At 71.1% G+C, this 20038-nt stretch carries 19 protein-coding genes; 12 read left to right on the top strand and 7 right to left on the bottom strand.

Features of this window, described 5'->3' with window-relative positions; all coding sequences use genetic code 11:
* Positions 1–675: 675 nt before the first annotated feature.
* Together I4J89_RS15140 and I4J89_RS15135 are read left to right on the top strand one after the other, a co-directional pair.
* A complete protein-coding gene (locus tag I4J89_RS15140) occupies positions 676–1500 on the top strand; it encodes an aldo/keto reductase (RefSeq protein WP_196414586.1) in 825 nt (274 codons plus the stop codon).
* A 69-nt stretch (positions 1501–1569) separates the two neighbouring features.
* Positions 1570–1842: a YggT family protein gene (locus tag I4J89_RS15135; RefSeq protein WP_196414585.1), complete on the top strand. Its 273-nt coding sequence runs from the start codon at positions 1570–1572 to the stop codon at positions 1840–1842.
* A gap of 40 nt (positions 1843–1882) precedes the next feature.
* Here I4J89_RS15135 and I4J89_RS15130 read toward each other — a convergent pair whose 3' ends face one another.
* The gene (locus tag I4J89_RS15130) at positions 1883–2857 is read right to left on the bottom strand and encodes an acetylxylan esterase (protein WP_196414584.1); all 975 of its coding nucleotides are present in this window, start codon (positions 2855–2857) and stop codon (positions 1883–1885) included.
* Between I4J89_RS15130 and recD2 the strand changes: the two genes are divergently transcribed.
* Positions 2856–5102, top strand: coding sequence for an SF1B family DNA helicase RecD2 (gene recD2, locus I4J89_RS15125; RefSeq protein WP_230858967.1), 2247 nt, complete (start codon positions 2856–2858; stop codon positions 5100–5102). The genes I4J89_RS15130 and recD2 overlap by 2 nt on opposite strands.
* A 205-nt stretch (positions 5103–5307) precedes the next feature.
* Complete coding sequence (locus tag I4J89_RS15120) at positions 5308–5952, top strand: DUF4360 domain-containing protein (RefSeq protein ID WP_196414582.1); 645 nt, start codon at positions 5308–5310, stop codon at positions 5950–5952.
* Positions 5953–5956: 4 nt separating this feature from the next.
* On the opposite strand, the gene I4J89_RS15115 is transcribed toward I4J89_RS15120, so the two are convergent.
* The 5 genes from I4J89_RS15115 to dhaK all read right to left on the bottom strand — a co-directional run bounded on the left by I4J89_RS15115 (position 5957) and on the right by dhaK (position 11360).
* Positions 5957–7201 carry a YibE/F family protein gene (locus I4J89_RS15115; RefSeq protein WP_196414581.1) on the bottom strand — a complete coding sequence of 415 codons (1245 nt, stop codon included), beginning with the start codon at positions 7199–7201 and terminating at the stop codon, positions 5957–5959.
* Between the two features lie 16 nt (positions 7202–7217).
* Positions 7218–7898, bottom strand: a complete 681-nt coding sequence (locus I4J89_RS15110; RefSeq protein WP_196414580.1) for an acetoacetate decarboxylase family protein — start codon at positions 7896–7898, stop codon at positions 7218–7220.
* 68 nt (positions 7899–7966) lie between these two features.
* Entirely contained in the window at positions 7967–9538 is a 1572-nt protein-coding gene (locus I4J89_RS15105) for a methyl-accepting chemotaxis protein (protein ID WP_196414579.1), read from the bottom strand.
* A gap of 195 nt (positions 9539–9733) precedes the next feature.
* Positions 9734–10357: a dihydroxyacetone kinase subunit DhaL gene (gene dhaL / locus I4J89_RS15100; protein ID WP_196414578.1), complete on the bottom strand. Its 624-nt coding sequence runs from the start codon at positions 10355–10357 to the stop codon at positions 9734–9736.
* A gap of 1 nt (position 10358) precedes the next feature.
* Positions 10359–11360, bottom strand: coding sequence for a dihydroxyacetone kinase subunit DhaK (gene dhaK, locus I4J89_RS15095; protein ID WP_196414577.1), 1002 nt, complete (start codon positions 11358–11360; stop codon positions 10359–10361).
* Positions 11361–11498: 138 nt separating this feature from the next.
* On the opposite strand from dhaK, the gene dhaM reads away from it, so the two are divergent.
* The 3 genes from dhaM to I4J89_RS15080 all read left to right on the top strand — a co-directional run bounded on the left by dhaM (position 11499) and on the right by I4J89_RS15080 (position 13678).
* Positions 11499–11885, top strand: a complete 387-nt coding sequence (gene dhaM / locus I4J89_RS15090; RefSeq protein WP_196414576.1) for a dihydroxyacetone kinase phosphoryl donor subunit DhaM — start codon at positions 11499–11501, stop codon at positions 11883–11885.
* Entirely contained in the window at positions 11869–12129 is a 261-nt protein-coding gene (locus I4J89_RS15085) for an HPr family phosphocarrier protein (RefSeq protein WP_196414575.1), read from the top strand. The genes dhaM and I4J89_RS15085 overlap by 17 nt, the downstream gene beginning before the upstream one ends.
* 172 nt (positions 12130–12301) lie before the next feature.
* A complete protein-coding gene (locus tag I4J89_RS15080; protein WP_196414574.1) occupies positions 12302–13678 on the top strand; it encodes a glycoside hydrolase family 10 protein in 1377 nt (458 codons plus the stop codon).
* A 133-nt stretch (positions 13679–13811) separates the two neighbouring features.
* On the opposite strand, the gene I4J89_RS15075 is transcribed toward I4J89_RS15080, so the two are convergent.
* Positions 13812–15089 (bottom strand): acetyl-CoA C-acetyltransferase, encoded by a 1278-nt coding sequence (locus I4J89_RS15075; RefSeq protein ID WP_196414573.1) that lies wholly within the window; start codon positions 15087–15089, stop codon positions 13812–13814.
* Positions 15090–15141: 52 nt separating this feature from the next.
* Here I4J89_RS15075 and I4J89_RS15070 point away from each other — a divergent pair, with 52 nt between their 5' ends.
* The 5 genes from I4J89_RS15070 to I4J89_RS15050 all read left to right on the top strand — a co-directional run bounded on the left by I4J89_RS15070 (position 15142) and on the right by I4J89_RS15050 (position 20038).
* The gene (locus I4J89_RS15070) at positions 15142–16482 is read left to right on the top strand and encodes a 3-oxoacyl-ACP reductase (RefSeq protein ID WP_196414572.1); all 1341 of its coding nucleotides are present in this window, start codon (positions 15142–15144) and stop codon (positions 16480–16482) included.
* A gap of 1 nt (position 16483) precedes the next feature.
* Positions 16484–17338 (top strand): MaoC/PaaZ C-terminal domain-containing protein, encoded by an 855-nt coding sequence (locus I4J89_RS15065; RefSeq protein WP_196414571.1) that lies wholly within the window; start codon positions 16484–16486, stop codon positions 17336–17338.
* A gap of 43 nt (positions 17339–17381) precedes the next feature.
* Positions 17382–18593, top strand: coding sequence for an acyl-CoA dehydrogenase family protein (locus tag I4J89_RS15060; protein WP_196414570.1), 1212 nt, complete (start codon positions 17382–17384; stop codon positions 18591–18593).
* A gap of 17 nt (positions 18594–18610) precedes the next feature.
* The gene (locus I4J89_RS15055) at positions 18611–19414 is read left to right on the top strand and encodes an SDR family oxidoreductase (RefSeq protein WP_196414569.1); all 804 of its coding nucleotides are present in this window, start codon (positions 18611–18613) and stop codon (positions 19412–19414) included.
* 108 nt (positions 19415–19522) lie between these two features.
* Positions 19523–20038: a DUF6879 family protein gene (locus I4J89_RS15050; protein WP_196414568.1), complete on the top strand. Its 516-nt coding sequence runs from the start codon at positions 19523–19525 to the stop codon at positions 20036–20038.

Raw genomic sequence — 20038 nt, 5'->3', positions numbered from 1 at the left:
GCCGCCGCCACCAGCCGGCACGCGCGGAGCCTGATTCCCGGTCCGCTGCCGCCAGGCGCAACCGCGTCATGCGGGCTCCGGCGCGGGCTCATCTCCCGCAGAGGGCGCGGCGGGCCACCACGGCCGGCCGAGCGTCTGCTGAGCGCTCACGCACACAGCCTGACGCGGCGTGTCCGACCACCCCTGCCCGGCAGCACCGAAAGTCCCGCGACCGACGAACCCGGCGGTCAACCAGATCGCGCCGCGCACCACCCCGGCGACCAGCCCGCTGCGGCCCCCGGTGACACGACCGGCCGCCGCCCCACCGGGATCGCCTCCCCCGAGCGCCCGCACGGCGGATCCCGGGCGCCGCTCGCACTCGCGTTCCCCCTCCGCACCTGGCGCGGGCCGCGCACCGCGACACCCCCCGCACCCGCCGGCCACGCCGGCCGCCCACCACCCCGGCCCGGAAACCCGGCGGCCGCGCTGGCGGGCCGGCCGCCTGCGGCGCCGCGAGCCGGACCCGCTGCATGGGCCCGGCGGTCGCGGTGCGGCCCGGCTCACCTGCCGGGTCGCGCGGCTCGGCGGGACGGGGCCGTGCGGGCGGGACGGCGGTAGCGCGTACCCAAAAGGGGTAGAAGTAGAGGCGTTCGCGCGCCTGGAGGGTGCGCCCGCGACCAATTCGGGAGGGCCCGCATGGCGGCCACGCCAGACATCACGCTCAACAACGGCATCTCGATGCCGCAGGTCGGCTTCGGCGTCTTCCAGATCCCGGAGACGGAGACCACCGCCGCCGTCGCCACCGCGTTGGAGGCCGGGTATCGCAGCATCGACACGGCGTCGGCCTACGGGAACGAGACCGGCGTCGGCACCGCGCTGAAGGCGTCCGGGATCCCGCGGGACGAACTGTTCATCACCACCAAGCTGTGGAACAGCGATCAGGGGTACGACGAGACGCTGCGCGCGTTCGACGCCAGTGTGGCCCGGCTCGGGCTGGACGTGCTCGATCTGTACCTGATCCACTGGCCGACCCCGAAGCACGGCAAGTACCTGGACACCTGGCGGGCGATGGAGAACCTCTACCAGCAGGGCCGGATACGCGCGATCGGCGTCTCCAACTTCCTGCCGGAGCACCTGCGGGCCGTCGCCGGCCTGGGCGGCACCGTCCCGGCGGTAAACCAGATCGAGGTGCACCCGCGACTGCAGCAGCGGACCGCGCAGGAGGCGAACGCCGAGCTCGGTGTGGTGACCGAGGCCTGGAGCCCGCTGGCGCAGGCCGGGGTGCTCGACGACCCGGCGGTGACCCGGATCGCCACCGCCCACGACCGCACCCCGGCGCAGGTGGTGCTGCGCTGGCACGTGCAGCAGGGCCGGGTGATCATCCCGAAGTCGGTGACGCCGGACCGGATCCGGCAGAATCTGGCGCTGTTCGACTTCGAGTTGTCGGCCGATGAGATGGTCGCGATCGACGGCTTGGAGAGTGACGGCCGCACCGGGCCGCACCCGGATCACTTCAACTGAAACCGCTGCTCAGCAAGCCCACAGGAACCCATCGCATAGTTGAGGAACATCCCCCAGCTGGAGGTACTGATGGGTCTACTCGCCCTGGTCAACCTGGTTCTGCTCGTCGTTCAGCTGCTGCTGGTCGCACGTGCGGTCCTCGACTGGAGCGTGGCCTTGGCCGGTCCGGCGATGCCGGGGTCGTTCCGGTCGCGGGCGACGAGCGGCGTGACCGCGGTGACCGAGCCGATCCTGGCTCCGGTCCGTAAGGTGCTGCCGCCGCTGCGGGTCGGCGGCGTCTCGATCGACCTGGCCTTCATCGTGCTCTTCCTCGGCATCAGCGTGCTGCGCGCACTGATCTGATTTCGAAGGGCCCCGGGGAAACCCGGGGCCCTCGTCATTCTCAGCTCAGGCGGTCGTCGACGAACTCGAGCGCCGCGGTGTCGAAGAACCCGCGGCCGCCCTCGTGGCCGTCCCACTCGAAGACCTCGATCTGTTTCGCCGCCGGGATCGCGTTGTAGGCGGCGAACACCCCGGACGGCGGGCAGACCGCGTCCATCAGCGCCACCGACACGATGGCCGGCGCGGTGATCCGCTTCGCGAAGTGCACCACGTCGATGTGGTCAAGCGTCGCCAGGACCCGCGACGCCTGGTGCGGGTTGGCCCGCAGGAAACGCACCACCTCATGGAACGGGTCGCTGTCGGTGATCGTGACGGACCGGCGGATGTCGCAGAGGAACGGTACGCCGGAGGCCACCGCCGACACCTTCTCGGGCACCAGACCGGCCGCCGCCAGCGACAGCGCGCCGCCCTGGCTCTTGCCGGCCACCACGAGCCGGGACGCGTCGACCCCGGGCAGTTCGGCCGCGACCTCGACGGCCCGGGCCGCGTCGGTGTAGAGCCGGCGGTAGTACATCGTCTCCGGGGCGAGCACGCCACGGGTGAGGAAGCCGGGCGAGGAGGGGCCGGCGCCGGACTCGTCGGGATCGGGGGTGTCGCCGCCGCGCCAGCTGCCGCCCTGTCCGCGGGTGTCCATCACCAGGTGGGCGTACCCGGCGCTGGCCCAGAGCAGCCAGTCGATCGGCAGGCCGCGGCCGCCGCCGTAGCCGATGAACTCGACGACGACGGGGAGCGGGCCGGTCGCTCCGGCGGGACGGTTCAGCCAGGCCTTGACCGGCTGTCCTGCGTACCCGGAAAACGTGACGTCGTAGCTGGTGATCCCGCGCAGCGGCGTGCTCACCTCGGTGACCTTAGCCGGGGTGGCGGCCCGGCGCGCCGAGGCCAGCGTGCCGGACCAGAAGGCGTCGAAGCCGGGCGGCTCCGGGGTCGGGGAGCGGTAGCTACGCAACTCGGGCAGCGGGAGGTCGAAGAGCGCCATGTTGATCACGCTAGGCCCTGCCGCCGCGGCTTGGAAAGGCGCCGGGCACGATGGGCGCGTGTCTCCGGATGCCAAGCAACGACCGGCGCCGCACGTCCTCGAGGCGGTGCTGGAACGACTGACGTACGTGAACGAGGAGACCGGCTACACCGTGGCCCGGGTCGCCGTCGGCCGAAGTTCCGACCTGCTCACGGTGGTCGGCGCGCTGCTCGGCGCCCAGCCCGGGGAGAGCCTGCGGCTGAGTGGCTGGTGGTCGTCGCATCCGCAGTACGGGCGGCAGTTCGAGGTGGTCTCGTACACGACCGTGCTACCGGCGACCGTGCAGGGCATCCGCCGCTATCTGGGGTCCGGGCTGGTCAAGGGCATCGGGCCGGTCTTCGCCGAACGGATCGTGGACCACTTCGGACTGGACACCCTGGAGATCATCGAGACGGCGCCGGAGCGGCTGATCGAGGTGGCCGGGCTCGGCCCGAAACGCACCAAGAAGATCACCTCGGCGTGGGCCGAGCAGAAGGCGATCAAGGAGGTGATGGTCTTTCTCCAGGGGGTCGGCGTGTCCACGTCGATCGCCGTGCGGATTTACAAGAAATACGGGGATTCTTCGATCAGCATCGTCAAGAACTCGCCCTATAAACTCGCTGCGGACGTGTGGGGCATCGGCTTCAAGACGGCTGACACGATCGCGCAGGCGGTCGGCATCCCGCACGACAGTCCCGAACGGGTGAAGGCCGGCCTGCAGTACACGCTGTCGCAGGCCACCGACAACGGGCACTGCTTCCTCCCCGCCGATCACCTGATCGCTGAGGCCGCCAAGATCCTCGACGTGCCGGGCGGGCTCGTTCCGGCCTGCCTCGACGCGCTGGTCGAGGAGGAGGGAGTGGTCCGTGAAGAGGACGCGGTCTATCTGGTCCCGTTCCACCGCGCCGAGCAGTCTCTCGCCTCGACGCTCATACGACTTTTGTCGGATAGATCAGACCGGATGCCGCACTTCGCCGACGTGGACTGGGGCAAAGCGCTGGCATGGCTGCACAAGCGGACCGGCTCGACGCTGGCCAAAGAGCAGGAACAGGCGGTGAGGATCGCGCTCACCGAGAAGGTCGCGGTCCTCACCGGCGGGCCGGGCTGCGGCAAGAGCTTCACCGTACGCTCGATCGTCGAACTCGCCGCCGCCAAACGGGCCAAGATCCAGCTGGTGGCGCCGACCGGCCGGGCCGCGAAGCGGCTCGCCGAGCTGACCGGCCACCCGGCCGCCACCGTTCACCGCCTGCTCAAACTCCAGCCCGGCGGCGACGCCACGTTCGACCGGGACAACCCGCTCGACGCCGATCTGGTGGTCGCCGACGAGGCCTCGATGCTCGACCTGATCCTGGCGAACAAGCTGGTCAAGGCCATCCCGCCGGGCGCGCACCTGCTGCTCGTCGGCGACGTCGACCAGCTGCCGTCGGTCGGCGCGGGCGAGGTGCTGCGTGACCTGCTGGCCGCCGACGTCATCCCGCGGGTGCGGCTCACCCAGATCTTCCGGCAGGCCGCGGAGAGCGGCGTCGTCACCAACGCGCACCGCGTCAACCAGGGCAAACCCCCGCTGCTGCAGGGCCTGGCCGACTTCTTCCTCTTCCCGTGCGACGACACCGAGGCGACGGCCGGACTCACCGTGGACGTGGCGTGCACCCGGATCCCCCGCAAGTTCGGCCTCGACCCGCGCCGCGACATCCAGATCCTCACCCCGATGCACCGCGGCCCGGCCGGCTCGGGCGCGCTCAACACGCTGCTCCAGCAACAGCTCACCCCGGGCCGCGAGGGCCTGCCGGAGCGGCGGGTGGGCGGGCGGGTGTTCCGGGTCGGCGACAAGGTCACGCAGATCCGGAACAACTACGACAAGGGGGTTGCGGGAGTCTTCAACGGCACGGTGGGCGTCGTGACCGGGCTGTCGCCCGAGGAGCAGACCTTGAGCGTACGCACGGACGAAGACGAACTGATCGACTACGACTTCGACGAGCTTGACGAACTGGTCCACGCCTATGCGATCACGATCCACCGCTCACAGGGCTCGGAGTATCCGGCGGTAGTCATCCCGCTGACCACCAGCGCCTGGATGATGCTGCAACGCAACCTGCTTTACACCGCGATCACCCGGGCGAAGAAGCTGGTCGTGCTCGTCGGCTCCCGCCGCGCCCTGGCCGCCGCGGTGCGCACGGTCGGCGCGGGCCGCCGGCACACCGGGCTGACCCGGCGACTGACCGAATAGCACAAATCACTTCGGGCAGGGCGGCCATTCCGGAATTCGGGCCGAATGGCCGCCATTCCCAAACTCCCGTACTGCTGTTCACAGCGCCGGTCGCGGCCCTTCACGATATCGCTAGGGTAGGCAATGGAAAAGATTAGGGAGCACCATTTCCGAACCTTTCTCCGATTCGGTTGATGGAATGCAGAACCCAATGGGGGTATTTCTCATGTTGCGATCCATGACTGCCGGTGCGGCTCTCCTCTGCGCGCTGGCCGTGGCCGCTCCGGTCCAGGCGGCGCCGGCGCCCGCGCCGGACGAGATGATGATCATCGACGTGGTGACCGTCAACGGCTCGGGTTGCCCGCCGAAGAGCGCGGAAGTCGCGGTCTCGCCGGACAACACCGCGTTCACCGTGACGTACTCCAAGTACACCGCCCAGGTCGGCCCGGAGGCGACGCCGCTCGACTTCCGGAAGAACTGTCAGCTCGCCCTGGACATCAAGGTGCCGTCCGGTTTCACCTTCGCGATCGCCAGCGCCGACTACCGGGGATACGCGAACCTGCAGAAGGGTGCGGTAGCGCAGGAGGCGGCCAACTATTACTTCCAGGGCCATTCCCAGAGCACCCGGATCCGGCACGATTTCAAAGGCCCGATGGACGATGTCTGGCAGCGCACCGACAAGGTCGGAGTAGCGTCGCTGAGCTTCCTGCCCTGCGGGGAACGGCGCTTTCTTAACATCAACACCGAATTGCGGGTGAACCGCGGCAGCTCGAACGCGAAGAGGCACACGAGTTTCATCTCGATGGACTCCACCGACGCCGCCATCAACACCATCTACCGGGTCGCCTGGAAGAAGTGCCCCAAGCAGTAGCACCTCACCGCTCGACGAACGCGGCCCAGGGGTCCTCCGGCGGGCGCCGTACCTCTTCCACGGTGGGTGCGGCGCCGCCACCCGGATCCGGTCGCGGCGAGCGCGCGGCCAGGAACGCGGCCAGGGCCGTGGTGATCGGCACCGCCGCCACCAGGCCGATCGTGCCGACCGCGCTGCGCACCAGCTCCTGCGCGATCAGCTGGGAGGTGAGCAGTTCGCTGACCGGTGTGTCGCCGGCCGCGAAGAGCAGCATGAGCGGCAGCGAGGCGCCGGCGTACGCCAGCACGATCGTGTTGATCACCGAGGCGATGTGTGCCCGGCCGATCCGGGTGGCGGCACCGTAGAGCTGCCGGAAGCCGTACGCGGGATTGGCCACGGCCAGCTCGGTCACGGTCGCCGACTGGGTGACCGTGACGTCGTCGAGCACACCGAGCGAACCGATCACGATGCCGGCCAGCAGCAGGCCCCGCATGTTCACGTCGCCCTGGGTGATGGTCAGGAAGTTCGACGTCTCGTCGGCCACGCCGGACAGGCTCACCGCGGAGGTCGCCACCGCCGCCAGCACCGCCGTGATCGCGAGGCTGGCCAGGGTGCCGGCCACCGCGATGGTCGTCGTGGTGGAGAACCCGTGCGTCAGGTACAGCACGATCAGCATGATCGCGGCCGCACCGACCACCGCGACCGCCACCGGCGAGCGCCCGTCCAGGATCGCCGGGACGATGAACCAGAGCAGGATGCCGAAGGTGACCGCGAGGCCGGCCAGCGCGGTGACCCCCCGCCAGCGTCCGAACGCGATCACGGCGAGGGCGAACGCCGCCCCGAGCAGCCAGAGCTGGGTGGAGCGCTGATGGTCGGAGATGGAGTAGCTGACCGCGCCGTCCTGATCGTTGAGCGCCAGCAGGACCACCTGATCGCCGGCACTCACCTCCGGCGCACCGGGGCCACCGGGCATGTCGGTGGTGATCTCGGTGCCGTCGTCCAGCCGTACCGTGACGGTGCCGCAGTTCTCCAGCGGCGTCTCCCCCTCCGGAACGGGCGGGCACTGCGCCGGGGCGACCGCGACGATCTCGCCGAAGACACGTGCCGGGCCCTCGCCCCCGTCCACCTGCGGCGCGTCCCGTGGCCAGAGCAGCAGCATCCCCACGACGGTGATCAGCACCGCCGGGATCAGCACGAGCAGGGTGAGCCGGCGGGCCGCGGGCGGCACCGGGCCGCCACCGGGCGCGTGGTGATGGTGATGGTGGTTCACCCGCGGAACGGTACCTTCACATGCCGGCGCGGCCCTTCTGCGGGGCGGACCGGGCCCGGTCGGTGGCGGAACGGCCGAAGACCAGCCAGAAGTCGGTGATCGCGAGGCTCAGCACGGGACGCCGGCCGGCGAGATAGCCGAGCGGTCCGGCCGGGTCGGGGCGCCACGCCGCGTTGGCCGTACGCACTCCGGCGCGGCCGCGCACCGGGGTACGCCGTACCTGCTCGCCGAAGGCCTGAGCCACCTTGAAGCCGATCGGGAACCGGCCCGGCAGCCGCCCCTTCAGGCGGATCAGGGCCGAGGAGATCGGCGCACCCGGCGGCTCGGTGGCGCTGGCGTTCGCGTCGACCAGGTCGTCGTCCGCCTCGATCTGGAACTCGGCCAGCTCCTTGGGGATGCCCCAGAGCCGCCGGCCGCCCTGGAGCGAGGCGACGCTGTCCACCCAGATGTCGGTGATGCTCACCCGGGGACGGCCACGCTCGTGCACCAGCACGGCGCTGAGCAGCTCCTGGTAATGCAGGACGCCGCCGGGCTCGTACTTGACCCAGGCGGCGCCGACGACGCCCCGGCCGCCGATGGTGAGCGGGCGGACCGAGGCGTCGAGGACCGGGGGCAGCTGCGGGAGCCGCCTCCGGGGAAGCAGGAAGACCGACAGGAACATCTGACCGCGCAAATGCCACGGCTCGGGCGGGTACATGTCACTGACCTCCGATGCTGCCGTCTCTAGCTACACATTGGCAGTTGTCGACGGCAGGCACCAGAACGTCAGTACCGGAAGCGGGAGACCACGGTCTGGAGCTGCGCGGCGGTGGCGGTCAGGTCCTCGGCCGCGTGCCGGGTGTCGCCGACCGTGTCGGTGGTCCGGCGGGTGGCGTCCGAGACCGAGGTGATCGTCGCGGCGATGTTGCCGGCGCCGCTGGCCGCCTCGGTGAGCGTACGGTTCATCTCCTGCGTGGTGGCGGTCTGCTCCTCCACCGCGGAGGCGATGGTCAGCTGGAGGCCGTTGATCCGCTCGATGATCGTCGAGATCTCGCCGATCGCGGTGACCGCGCCGCTGGTGTCGGCCTGGATGGCCTGGACCCGCTGGGAGATGTCCTCGGTCGCCTTGGCGGTCTCCTGGGCCAGGTCCTTGACCTCGCCGGCGACGACCGCGAAGCCCTTGCCGAGCTCGCCGGCCCGGGCCGCCTCGATGGTGGCGTTGAGCGCCAGCAGGTTGGTCTGCTCCGCGATGCTGGTGATCACCTTGACCACGGTGGCGATCTCCGCGGAGGAGTCGCCGAGCCGGGACACGATCGCGTTGGTCGCCTCGGCGACCCGCACGGCCTGGGCGGCGACCTCGGTCGCCTCGGAGGTCGAGACGCTGATGTCGCGGATCGCCGAGCCCATCTCCTGCGAGCCGGCCGAGACGATCTGGAGGTTGTTGGAGACCACGTCGGCGGCGGCCGCGACCGTGCCGGCCTGCGCGGAGGCCTGGTTGGCGGCGTCGTCGACCGAGACCGAGACCGAGCTGAGCTGGCCGGCCGCGGTCTGCAGGGTGGTCACGCTGCCGGCCAGTTGCACGACGTCCTCGCGCAGCCGGGAGATGCCCCGGTCCATCGCGGCGGCCATCCGGCCGATCTCGTCCTGGGTGGTCACCCCGGAGGAACGGGTCAGGTCGCCCTCGGCCAGTCCTTCGGCGATGTGCGACACGGCGCGCACGGTCTCGCCGACCCGCGACGCCACCCGGAAGCCGATGAGCAGGCTGAGCAGCACGCCGGCGCCGAGCAGCAGGCCGATGGTCCAGGTGGCCCGGGTACCGGCCTCCTCGGCATCGGTGATGCTCTGCTCGGCGAGCTGCATGGCGCGCGCCTTGAGGGCCGCCTGGTCCTCGGTGAGCTCGGCGCGCAACGCGGTGTACGTCTTCAGTCCCTCGGCGAGCTCCTCGGGCGAGGCCGAGGAGCCCTTGGTCGCGCCGATGAACGCGAGGTACGCCTCCCAGTCCTTCTTCGCCTTGGCCACGGTGGCGTCGCCCGGCAGGGTGTTCGCCAGGGTGGTGAGCGCCTCGGTGATCGCCTTCTGGTTCGCCGCCATGCCCTGCTGGATCTGGCCGCTGATGGCCGGGTAGAGCTGTTGCGAGGAGATGCCGCCGCTGAACGCCTCGATGTTCGTGCTGTACGCGCCGACCGCCCCTTCGATCGCCAGCGATTGGCGCTGGGCCGTGGCGGACTCCTCGTTGAGGTTGTCAACCGTGTTGATGGCCAGACCGCCGACGAGCAGACCGCTCACCGTCGCCGTCATCGCGGCCGCACCGATCTTCGTCCGCAGGGACCGGTTGTCGAACAACCCACTGAAGCCCATTCCCATGCTCTCCTCTACACCGAGTTCGCTCGCTACGGCCGCAGGATCGGCACCGCGTCGGCGAGCTTGAGGAACCGGTGATGCGGGACTGAGCCTCTCTAGGTGATTGTCGGCCGGTGACACCCTCTGGAGGGCAGGCTCGGCGAGACTCGGGAGGCTCGTTGGCCCCACCAGTGCTTCGCCGTCACATTTTCGTCATGCGGTGACGTCGGCGAGCGCCTTGAAGATCAACGCGGTGGAGGTGGCGCCGGGGTCCTGGTGGCCGATACTGCGCTCGCCCAGGTAGGAGGCGCGGCCCTTGCGGGCCTGCATCGCCGTGGTGGCGCGGGCGCCCTCGTCCGCCGCCCGGGCGGCCGCCGCGGCGGCCCCGGCGAGATCCGCGCCGCCGGCCACCGCTTCCTCGAAGGCGTCGAGCGCCGGACGGTACGCGTCCACGATGGTCTTGTCTCCCGGTTCCGCCCCGCCCAGTTTGCGCACCGCCTCCAGGCCCGCCTCGAGCCCACCGGCCAGCGCCGCGAGCTCCACCTCCGGCCCGGGCGGCAACGCCTTGCCGAGGGCTCGCAGTGCGCTGCCGTAGAGCGGGCCCGACGCGCCGCCCACTTTGGAGATCAGTGTCCCGCCGGCCTTGACGAACAGGGCGCCCACCGCGTCCGGCGGGGTGGCGTCCAGAGCGGCCACGACGGCGGCGAAGCCCCGGTTCATGTTCACCCCGTGGTCGCCGTCGCCGATCGCCGAGTCCAGCCGGGTGAGCCGGTCGGACTCGGCGGCGACGGCACCGGCCGAGGCGCGCAGCCAGGCGAGGGCGAGCGCGACGTCCACGTCACGCGCCCCAGCGCAGGCCGGGGGTACGCACCGGGGCGTCCCAGAGCCGGATCATCTCGTCGGTGACCCGGGTGACGGTCAGCGACATCCCGGCCATGTCCAGGCTTGTCACGTAGTTGCCGACCAGCCGGCGGGCGACCCGCACGCCGCGCTCGGCCAGCACCGTGGCGACCTCACCGTAGACCAGGTAGAGCTCCAGCAGCGGGGTGCCGCCCAGGCCGTTCACCAGCACGATCACCTGGTCACCGTCGTTCACCGGCTTGGCCTCGAGGATGGCGTCGAGGGCGGAGCGGACCAGTTCCCTCGCCGGGCGCAGCTTCTCCCGGCGGCGGCCCGGTTCGCCGTGGATGCCGACGCCGACCTCGATCTCGTCCTCCGGCAGGTCGAACCCGGGACGGCCCGCGGCGGGGGTGGTGCCGGCGGTCAGCGCGTACGCGAAAGAGGCGGAAGCGGTGTTGACCTCGCGCCCGATCGCCGCGACCTCGGCGAGCTTGCCGCCCTCCTCGGCGCGCGCGCCGGCGATCTTCTCCACCAGCAGGGTGGCGCCGGTGCCGCGCCGGCCCGCCGTCCACGTCGAGTTCTCCACCGCCACGTCGTCGTCGACCAGCACCGTCTCCACGGCGATACCCTCGTCGGCGGCGAGCTCCGCGGCGAGCTGGAAGTTCATCACGTCGCCGGTGTAGTTCTTCACCACGTGCACCACGCCGGCGCCACCGTCGACGGCCTTGGTCGCGGCGAGAATCTGGTCCGGCACCGGGGAGGTGAAGACCTCGCCGGGACAGGCGGCGTCGAGCATCCCGGTGCCGACGAAGCCGCCGTGCAGCGGCTCGTGACCGGAACCGCCACCGGACACCAGTGCGACCTTGCCACCGCGGGGCGCGTCGGCCCGGGCGATGTACTGCTCCGAGACGTCCACGCGCAGATCGTCGGGGTGGGCGGCGGCCAGCCCGGCGAGCGCCTCGGCCACCACATCGGCGGGATCGTTGATGAACTTCTTCACGACCGGCTCCTTCCAGGGGCGACGGTGCCTCGACCCCAGCATTGTCGCGCTGGGCGATTCGGCCAAGACTTTCTGTGAACCTTGTTCGCGACGGTGGAGACCATGTGACCCGCCCGCAACTGACTAACATCCACAGTCATGGCACTCGTAGGGATCGTGCTGGTGTCGCACAGCGAGAAACTGGCCCTCGGCCTGCGCGACCTGCTGCGGCAGGTCGCGACCGAGGAGGTACGGATAGAGCCGGCCGCCGGCACCGAGGACGGTGATCTCGGCACCAGCGCCGCTCTCATCGAGGCCGCCGTGCGCCGGGCCGACGCCGGTGCGGGCGTGCTCGTGCTGGCCGACCTGGGCAGTGCGGTGCTGACCGCGAGGACCGTCCTGGAGGATCTGCCGCCCGGCCCGCTCCTGGTGGACGCGCCGTTCGTAGAGGGCGCGGTCGCCGCCGCGGTGCTCGCCTCGACCGGCGCCGACCTGGCGACCGTCGCCGGCGCCGCCCGGGAGGCCCGCGATGTCCCCAAATTCTGAGGCCACCGTCGTCCTCCCCGCGGCCCTGCACGCCCGGCCGGCGGGCGAGGTGGTGCGGGCCGCCGCCGGCTTCACCGCGACGATCGAGATCCGGTACGGCGAGAAGTCAGCGAGCGCCCGCAGCGCCCTGCGGCTGATGTCGCTCGGCGCCGATGCCGGCAGCACGGTCACCGTGCACGCGGAGGGCGACGACGCCTCCGCCGCGGTCACCGCGATCGCCGAGGCTTTGGCTTCCGCCGAGTGAGATTCCGAAACTTTCGGAGCCGCCTGGCGATATGGGCGCGCTCCCATCCTCATCATTACCGGGGAGAAAGGACAATTTGACCTTGGTGGATCACGGGACGGATTACTAAAGTTTCGGCCGTCCAGAGCCATCCGTCGATGCCCCGAGTCGACTGGACCGAAGGCAGACCGTCATGACCCGTCCCCGTACCGTCCTCGTCGCGCTGGCCGCCGGCCTCGTCGCGGCAGGTTCGTTCCTCGTCCTGTCCCCATCCGCGAGCGCGGCGTCGACCCTCGGCGCGGCCGCTGCCGAGAAGGGCCGTTACTTCGGCACCGCGGTGGCGATCAACAAGCTGAGCGACTCGACCTATTCGAGCATCCTCAACCGCGAGTTCAACATGCTCACGGCCGAGAACGAGATGAAGATCGACGCTCTCGAGCCGCAGCAGAACCAGTTCAACTTCACCACCGCCGACCGGCTGATCACCCGCGCCAACGAGATCGGCGCCAAGGTCCGCGGCCACACGCTGGCCTGGCACTCGCAGCAGCCCGGCTGGATGCAGAACCTCAGCGGCACCGCACTGCGCAACGCGATGAAGAACCACATCACCCAGGTCATGACCCACTACAAGGGCAAGATCTACGCCTGGGACGTGGTGAACGAGGCGTTCGACGACAGCAACGGCGGCCGCCGCGACTCCAACCTGCAGCGCACCGGCAACGACTGGATCGAGGACGCGTTCCGGACCGCGCGTACCGCCGACCCGGCCGCCAAGCTCTGCTACAACGACTACAACACCGACAACTGGAGCTGGGCCAAGACGCAGGCCGTCTACAACATGGTCCGGGACTTCAAGGCGCGTGGCGTGCCGATCGACTGCGTCGGTCTGCAGTCGCACTTCAACAGCGGCTCGCCGTACCCGAGCAACTACCGCACCACGCTGGAGAACTTCGCCGCCCTCGGCGTCGACGTGCAGATCACCGAGCTCGACATCGAAGGCTCCGGCACCACCCAGGCCACCACGTACGGCAACGTGGTCAAGGACTGCCTCGCCGTCGCCCGCTGCAACGGCATCACCGTGTGGGGCATCCGGGACACCGACTCCTGGCGGGCCAGCGGTACCCCGCTGCTCTTCGACGGCAGCGGCAACCCGAAGCCGGCGTACAACGCGGTGCTGAGCGCCCTCAACGGCGGCACCACCCCGTCGTCGCCGTCCTCGCCGTCGCCCTCGTCACCGTCGCCGTCCTCGCCTTCTTCGCCGTCGCCGAGCGGCCCGACCACCCCGGGCTCCTGCTCCGCGACGACCAGCGTGAACGCCTGGACCGGCGGCTTCGTCACCACCGTGAAGGTCACCGCGGGCTCGTCCGCGCTGACCGGCTGGCGGGTCAGCGTCACGGTGCCCGGCGCGGTCACCAACACCTGGAACGCGTCGGCGAGCGGCACCAGCGGTGCGGTCACCTTCAGCAACGTGAGCTACAACGGCCGCGTCGCGGCCGGGCAGAGCACGGAGTTCGGCTTCCAGGGCACCGGCACAGCCCCTTCCGGTACGCCCACCTGCGCCGCCGCCTGACCCGCGCCGCGCTCAGGCCCAACGCGGGCGCTGCCTCAGCCCCAGCGAGCCAGCACCCGCGTTGGGCCAACATGCTTGGGTCCAACACGGGTGCTGCCTCGGGGGCGGTGAGGCAGCAACGGCGCTGGGCTGGCTAGCGCTCCAGGATGGCCACTACGCCCTGGCCGCCGGCGGCGCAGATGGAGATCAGGCCGCGGCCCGCGCCCTTCTGGGCGAGCAGCTTGGCCAGCGAGGCCACGATCCGGCCGCCGGTCGCGGCGAACGGGTGGCCGGCCGCCAGGGACGAGCCGTTGACGTTGAGCTTGGCGCGGTCGATCGAGCCGAGCGGGGCGTCCAGGCCCAGCTTCTCCTTGCAGAACTCCGGCGACTCCCAGGCGGCCAGGGTGGACAGCACCTGCGACGCGAACGCCTCGTGGATCTCGTAGTAGTCGAAGTCCTGCAACGTCAGGCCGTTGCGGGCGAGCATCCGCGGCACCGCGTACGCCGGGGCCATCAGCAGACCCTCGTCGCCGTGCACGTAGTCGACGGCGGCGGTCTCCGAGTCGGCGAAGTAGGCCAGCACCGGCAGCGAACGCGCCTCGGCCCACTCGTCGGAGGCCAGCAGCACGGTGGAGGCGCCGTCGGTAAGCGGGGTGGAGTTGCCCGCGGTCATCGTCGCGTTCTCCGTGCCGTACACCGGCTTGAGCTTGGCGAGTTTCTCCAGGCTGGAGTCGGCGCGCAGGTTCTGGTCGCGGGTCAGCCCCAGGTAGGGGGTCAGGAGATCGTCGAAGAACCCGCTTTCGTACGCCGCCGCGAGCCGCTGGTGCGACGTGAGGGCCAGCCCGTCCTGTGCCGCCCGGTCGATGTGCCAGCGCAGCGCGGTGACCGCCGCGTGCTCGCCCATCGACAGGCCGGTCCGCGGCTCGGCGTTGCGCGGCAGCTCCGGCTTGAACGCCTGCTGCGGGCGCAGTCTCGCGACGGCCTTCAGCCGGTCGCCGAGCGAGCGGGCCCGGTTCAGGTCCAGCAGGGCCCGGCGCATGTCCTCGTTGAGCTGCAGCGGCGCGTCGGAGGTGGTGTCCACGCCACCGGCAACACCGGAGTCGATCTGGCCGAGCGCGATCTTGTTGGCGACCAGGATGGCCGCTTCCAGGCCGGTGCCGCAGGCCTGCTGGATGTCGTACGCCGGGGTGCGCGGATCGAGCCGGGAGCCGAGCACCACCTCACGGGTCAGGTTGAAGTCGCGGGAGTGCTTGAGCACCGCACCGGCCACCACCTCGCCGAGCTGCTCGCCGGCCAGGCCGAACCGGGCGATCAGCCCGTCCAGGGCGGCGGTGAGCATGTCCTGGTTCGAGGCCCGGGCGTACCGGCTGTTGGAGCGGGCGAACGGGATCCGGTTCCCGCCCAAGACAGCAACACGGCGCACGTTCGGCACGACTATCCTCCACATCGACGGCATCGAAGCTACTCACCGGTAGGCTACTCGCATGGCTGACAGGTACGCGAACTTCGCCAACTCCGGTCTCGGCCGGACCGTGGTCAAGCGCCTCGGGCTGCCTGATCCGCCCCGGCTGCGCCGCTTCCAGCCCGGGGATCCGCTGACCACCGGGCCGGTGCTGCTCGGCGCGGCGCCCGGCGGCCGGCTCGCCGAGCCGGTCCGCAAGCTGGTGGAGGCGGCCGGCACCGAGGTCACCGACGCGGGCTCCGACGGCGCGCGGTACGGCGCACTCGTCTTCGACGCGACCGGGATCGGGGACTCCACACAGCTCCGGGCCCTCTTCGACTTCTTCCACCCGTACGCCCGCTCCCTGAACGTCTCCGGCCGCGTGATCGTGCTGGGCACCCCACCGGAAGCCACCGCCGGGCCGAAGGAGGCGACCGCGCAGCGGGCGCTCGAAGGTCTCACCCGCAGCATCGGCAAGGAGTTCGGGCGCGGCGTCACCGCCCAGCTCGTCTACGTGGCACCCGGCGGCGAGGCGGCGCTCGAGTCCACCCTGCGGTTCCTGCTGAGCGGCCGCTCGGCGTACGTCTCCGGCCAGGTGATCCGGGTGGGCGCCGGCCACGCGCCCGCGCCGGCCGACTGGGAGCGCCCGCTCGACGGCAAGCTCGCGCTGGTCACCGGCGCGGCCCGGGGCATCGGCGCGGCCATCGCGCGCACCCTGGCCCGCGACGGCGCCGACGTGATCGCCCTGGACGTGCCGGCCGCCGGCGACGCGCTCGCCGACGTGGCGAACCAGACCCGCGGGCGGGCGCTCCAGCTGGACCTGACCACGGCCGACGCGCCGGAACGGCTGGCCGGCTATCTGGCCGCCGGACCGCACGCCGGGGTGGACATCCTGGTGCACAACGCCGGGATCACCCGGGACAAGACCATCGCGCGGATGGACGACTCCCGCTGGGACTCGGTGCTCGGCGTCAACCTGACCGCTCCGGAACGGGTCAACGACCTGCTGCTGGAACGCGGCCTGATCCCGCCCGGCGGCCGCGTCGTCGGGGTCGCCTCGATCGCCGGCATCGCCGGGAACCGGGGTCAGACCAACTACGCGACGAGCAAGGCCGGCGTGATCGGCCTGGTCCAGTCGCACGCTCCGGCGCTGCTGGAACGCGGTATCACGATCAACGCGGTGGCGCCCGGCTTCATCGAGACGGCGATGACCGCGAAGATGCCGCTCGGGCTGCGCGAGGCCGGGCGGCGGCTGAACAGCATGTCGCAGGGCGGCCTGCCGATCGACGTGGCGGAGACCATCGCCTGGTTCGCCTCGCCGGGTTCGGCGACCATCACCGGCAACGTGGTCCGCGTCTGCGGCCAGAGCCTGCTGGGGGCGTGACATGGTCGCGGTCGTCGAGCTGAGTTCCGGGCCGGGCACCGGAGCCGCCTACGCGCGGGCCGTCCTCGGCCTGCTGCCCGGCACCCGGCGGGGCGCCGCTCTGCCCGACATGGAGATGGTGCAGCGCGGCGTGGTCGTGGACCGCTCCCACCTGGCGGTCTACGACCGGGTGTGCGGCTTCCGCCTCTCCGACACGCTGCCCGCCACGTACCCGCACGTGCTGGCGTTCCCGCTCGCCATGCGGCTGATGACGGCGCCGGACTTCCCGCTCCCGCTGATCGGCCTGGTGCACGTGACCAACCGGATCACGGTGCGCCGTCCCCTCTCCGCGGACACTCCCCTGGACCTGTCCGTCCGCGTCGCCGACCTGCGCGATCACCCGCGTGGCCGCCAGTTCGACGCCATCGCCACGGCCTCGGTGGACGGCGAGGAGGTTTGGCGTGGCGTTTCGACGTACCTGCGCATCTCGGGCCCGGCCGCGGCCAAGGGCGACCGCCCGGCCGAGCCCGCCGCCCTGCCCGGCGGCGCGGTCTGGCGGGTGCCGGCCCGGGTCGGCAGCGATTACGCCGCCGTCTCCGGCGACCGCAACCCGATCCACACGTCCCGCCTGGGTGCCCGGCTCTTCGGCTTCCCCCGCCCGATCGCCCACGGCATGTGGACCAAGGCCCGGTCGCTGGCGGCTCTGGAGGGTCGCCTCCCGGAGGCCTACTCGGTCGACGTGACCTTCAAGCAGCCGGTCCTGCTGCCGGCGAGGGTCACGTTCACCGCGGCCCGGACCGGTGCGGGCTGGCAGTTCGCGGTCCGGTCGAATCGTCTGCACATCGACGGGCTTGTCAGTGAGGCGGCGCACTCCTAAAGTTACCGGCGAGTTAACCAGCCGCCGGAAGGGCTGATCCGCCGTGGAGTTCTGGCTCGACCTCAACGAAGAACAACAAGACCTGCGCGAGTGGGTGCACGGCTTCGCCGAGTCGGTGATCCGGCCCGCCGCCGCCGAGTGGGACGAGCGCGAGGAGACACCCTGGCCCGTCCTTCAGGAGGCGGCGAAGATCGGGCTCTACGGCTTCGAGTTCCTGGTAAACACCTGGTCCGACACGAGTGGGCTGTCCCTGCCGGTGGCCAACGAGGAGCTCTTCTGGGGTGACGGCGGGATCGGCATGGCGATCTCCGGCACCTCGCTCGCGGTCGCCGCGATCTACGGCTCCGGTACGCCGGACCAGCTCGTCGAGTGGGTGCCGCAGTGCTTCGGCGACGCCGGCGATCCGAAGGTGGCGGCGTTCTGCAGCACCGAGCCGGAGGCCGGGTCGGACGTGGCGTCGATGCGGACCCGGGCGGTCTACCACGAGGCGACCGACGAGTGGGTGCTCAGCGGGCAGAAGGCGTACGCGACGAACGGCGGCATCGCGAACGTGCACGTGGTCACCGCCAGCGTCGACCCGTCGCTGGGATCCCGCGGGCAGGCGGCGTTCATCGTCCCGCCGGGCACGAAGGGCCTGGCCGGCACGAAGAAGCTGAAGAAGCTCGGCCTGCGCGCCTCGCACACCGCGGACGTCTTCCTCGACGACGTGCGGGTGCCGGGCAGCTGCCTGCTCGGCGGCAAGGAGACCCTGGACCGGCGCCTCGCGAAGGCCCGGGAGGGGCAGCGGGCAACCAAACAGGCCGCGATGCGTACCTTCGAGCTGTCCCGGCCCGCGGTGGGCGCGCAGGCGATCGGCATCGCCCGGGCGGCGTACGAGTACGCCCTGGAGTACGCGAAGACCCGGGTCCAGTTCGGCCGTCCGATCATCGAGAACCAGGCGATCGCCTTCGCCCTCGCCGACATGCGGATGGAGATCGACGCCGCCCGCCTGCTGGTGTGGCGGGCCGCGTGGATGGGCCGCAGCGACCGGCCGTTCACCGCCGGTGAGGGCTCGATGTCGAAGCTGAAGGCCGGCGAGGTGGCCGTCGCGGTCACCGAGAAGGCGGTGCAGATCCTCGGCGGCGCCGGCTACCTCCGGGACCACCCGGTGGAGCGGATGTTCCGGGACGCCAAGATCTACACCATTTTCGAGGGGACCTCGGAGATCCAGCGGCTGGTCATCGCCCGCGCCATCTCCGGCATGCAGATCCGCTGACGGGGTAACCACGGCGCATGCGCTTCGACAGCTATGACCGCATCGCGATCGTGACCGGCTCGGACTCGGGTATCGGCGAGGCCAGCGCTGTCGCGCTGGCCAAGGCCGGGTTCGACGTGGGCATCACCTACCGGTCCGACAAGGCCGGCGCCGAGGAGACCGCGGTCAAGGTACGCGAGACCGGCCGCACCGCCGAGGTACGCCAGATCGACCTGTCCCGCCTGCCGCAGGCCGCCGACGTGATCGACGACCTGGCCGAGGCGCTCGGCGGCCTGGGCGTGCTGGTGAACTGCGCCGGCACCGGGATCTCCACCCCGGTCGTCGACACCGGGTACGACCAGTGGCGTGAGGTCCTCGCCGTCGATCTGGACGGCCCGTTCCTCTGTGCACAGCGCGCCGCCCGCCGGATGCTGCGGGCCGGCCGGGGCGGCCGGATCATCAACATCACCAGCGTGCACGAGCACGCGCCCCGGGTCGGTTCGGGCGCGTACTGCGCGGCGAAGGGCGGGCTCGGCCTGCTCACCAAGGTGATGGCCCAGGAGCTGGCGGCCGCCGGGATCACGGTCAACGCGGTGGCGCCGGGTGAGATCGCGACCCCGATGACCGGCAACGAGGACGTCGACCCGCACACGGTGAAGCGGCCGGGGGTGCCGGTGGGCCGTCCGGGCGACGCGAACGAGGTCGCCGCGGTGGTGGCGATGCTCGCCGGGCCGGACGCGGCGTACGTCACCGGATCGTCCTGGGTGATCGACGGCGGCATGCTGCTGATGGGCCCGCAGGCCGGTTCGCACCTGCCGGACGACGAGTGGCGCAACGGTTGATCTCGAGTTTTCCGCAACTTGCACGTTTTCGCGCCAACGGCTAGACCTCCCGCACCGATAGTGACCATCGTGATACGCGGTGTATTGATCGGTGTGGGAGGTTCCGGGATGCGACTACTGCTGAACGGAGCGTTCGACGAGCTGTTCCAGACGTTCGAGTCCTCCGCGTTCCACCTGGAGGTCTCCGACGAGTACGACCTGCCCGAGGAGTCCGAGCCGATCCGCCGCTTCCTGGCCGGTGAACCGGACGACTACGCGTGGCAGAAGCCCTGGCTGGACCTGATCCGCGGGGCGACCGCGGCCGGCCGCCGGGTGGAGCGCCTGCGGGTCGTCTCGGTGCCGCACGGCGACTACACCCGATGGCTGCTGACCATCTCGGCGCTGAACATCCAGGCCGGCGAGGACATCCGCTGGCTCCGCCGGGACGCGGTGAACGGGCTGGCCCTGGCCGCCGACGACTTCTGGCTCTTCGACCGCACCCGGGTGGTGTTCACCCTGTTCGCCGCGGACGGGTCGTTCGCCGGTGGCGCGGCGACCCAGGACCGGGAGATCGTCGCGCACTGCCGGCGGGTGCGCGACGAACTGTGGCCGGTCGCGGTCCCGCACGCCGACTACGTCCGGTGA

It is taken from the genome of Actinoplanes aureus, from assembly GCF_015704865.1.
Lineage (GTDB): Bacteria > Actinomycetota > Actinomycetes > Mycobacteriales > Micromonosporaceae > Actinoplanes > Actinoplanes aureus.
This window is presented reverse-complemented; position numbering and strand designations above follow the sequence as displayed.